The 2,002-nt window shown below is 41.4% G+C and carries 3 protein-coding genes; 2 read left to right on the forward strand and 1 reads right to left on the reverse strand.

Annotated features, from left to right (window positions below; all coding sequences use genetic code 11):
* Positions 1 to 469, forward strand: a 469-nt coding sequence (locus tag CBG25_RS06930) for an IS30 family transposase (RefSeq protein WP_290604496.1), incomplete at its 5' end; no start/stop codon positions are given.
* A 133-nt stretch (positions 470 to 602) separates the two neighbouring features.
* Positions 603 to 1,604: a tRNA/rRNA methyltransferase gene (locus tag CBG25_RS06935; protein WP_290605578.1), complete on the forward strand. Its 1,002-nt coding sequence runs from the start codon at positions 603 to 605 to the stop codon at positions 1,602 to 1,604.
* A 63-nt stretch (positions 1,605 to 1,667) separates the two neighbouring features.
* Here CBG25_RS06935 and CBG25_RS06940 read toward each other — a convergent pair.
* A partial coding sequence (locus tag CBG25_RS06940; protein WP_290605580.1) for a transposase occupies positions 1,668 to 2,002 on the reverse strand: 335 nt, incomplete at its 5' end.

The following is a 2,002-nucleotide window of genomic DNA, read 5'->3' on the forward strand; positions in this document are numbered from 1 at the left end:
TAAGCAACAACCCGGTCATTTTGAAATTGATACTGTATTTGGTAAAGATCAGAAGTCATTCTTACTGACTCTAGCGGATAAAGCTACCAAGCAGATTATTATCCGCAAGTTACCGAATAAACGCGCTGATACTGTTGTAGATGCTTTCCTTGACATTGTAGCAAATACCTTCTGTGACTTTAAAACTTTGACGGCCGATAACGGTTCTGAGTTCTCCATGCATAAACAGATAACTGAGATCACCGGTGCTAATGTCTTCTTTGCCAGGCCTTATCACTCATGGGAGCGTGGTTTAAATGAACACAGTAACGGACTTATCCGCCGTTTTTACCCAAAAGGAACGGACTTCAACTCAGTCACGGACAACGAGATTGCAGAACTTGAGCACATACTTAATACTCGGGGACGAAAATCGTTGGGCTATTTTTCTCCAAATGAAGTATTTTTAGCCCATCTAATGGCTGCATAACGTTTTATGGGTTTGTTGCGTTTCGACTGGGAATGGGCCTTCTATCTTGTGCTAATGATAAAGTACAAAAAGTCATTAGCGTTAGATCCTAACATCATGTAATCTGCCTGGCATAACGTGGCTGGAGGCACTCATGAACGATTCATATAGCGGTAAAAACGGTAAAGTAAAAGTGAGGTATGTTCGTAATAGCGAAAACAACACAAATAATGATCGACGAAAGAATAAACATCTTTCTGCTAAAAATAGAAAATCGTCATCACGCCGTAGTGATCGTAATAATGAACGTTTAACTGATGATCCCTGGAAAGTGGTTTCTCAACGGAAAGAATCTATTACTAGCCATACTGGTATCAGTGGTAAAAGCCAGGTTGATCCCGAACAAATTCGTCGTCAGCGTTTAGAAGAGACGCGTATTTACGGCGAATATGCCTGCCAAGCAACGTTTAAACATCGCCCGGAAGCCATTGTTCGCGCCTGGTTTGTTCAGTCCATTACCCCGCATTTTCGCGAAGCCCTTAAGTGGATGGCGGCAAACCGTAAAGCCTATCATGTGGTTAGTGAAGAAGAGCTAGTAAAAGCTTCTGGTACTGAGCATCATGGTGGTGTTTGTTTCTTAATTAAAAAACGGATCGGATTTGACGCTGAAGCCCATCTAGCCCAGTCGACTAACATTGATTGTGTATTAGCTATTGAAGATATTGGCAATCCACATAATTTAGGGGCGATTATGCGTAGTAGCGCTCATTTCGGCGTACAAGGCATTATTCTCCATGATGTTGCAGCGATGGAGTCAGGCTCCGCAGTTAGAACCGCAGCAGGTGGCGCCGAGTACATTAAAAGCATCCAATCGGATAATTTTTCTGCCACACTGAAAAAATTCCATCATGCAGGCTATACCATTGTTACGACATCCAGTCATAAAGGTAATAGTAATATTGATATTGCCAAGGCTGAGTTACCGGAAAAAATGTTACTACTATTGGGGCAGGAAAGTAATGGATTAACTGAAAATGCTTGGCAGGAAGACAGTATAAACCTCTGTATTGGTGGCACAGGTCAGGTGGAAAGTTTAAACGTTTCGGTCGCTGCCGGTATTATATTGGCCAAATGGTGGCAACAAAATAAAATTTAGTCATATTTTATTGAGATAGTTAGTATAAAACTATCTCAATAACTATCATTTCTGTTATCTAGCCTATTTTTTATCAGTCTCGCTATTAATGTGCGCCGCCACTGCTTTGGCTATCGCCGGCATTGAGAGGCTGTCGCAAAAGGGGTGGAATTTTTTTTTCAACAATATCCCACCGTGCAGATTTTCTCTTTTTCTGATTTTAGTTTGTACAAATAATAGACTGAAAATCATCCATAATATCAGAGCAACCGCTCTTGATAAGTTATAGGCCATTGCATGCAGGGTAAATTCGAGCTTTACCGCTAATAATCCCTTACGCCGGAAACGTTCCAAACCCTGAATTCCCCGCAATGCTGAAAACACAGGTTCAACCATGCTCTTTCGCTGATTCAAGATTT

The sequence above is a fragment of the Arsenophonus sp. ENCA genome, assembly GCF_002287155.1.
GTDB classification, from domain to species: domain Bacteria; phylum Pseudomonadota; class Gammaproteobacteria; order Enterobacterales; family Enterobacteriaceae; genus Arsenophonus; species Arsenophonus nilaparvatae.

What these genes read in the sequence shown, in the direction of transcription:
- CBG25_RS06935 (WP_290605578.1), top strand. Translation starts at nt 603, where the DNA reads ATGAACGATTCATATAGCGGTAAAAACGGTAAAGTAAAAGTGAGGTAT.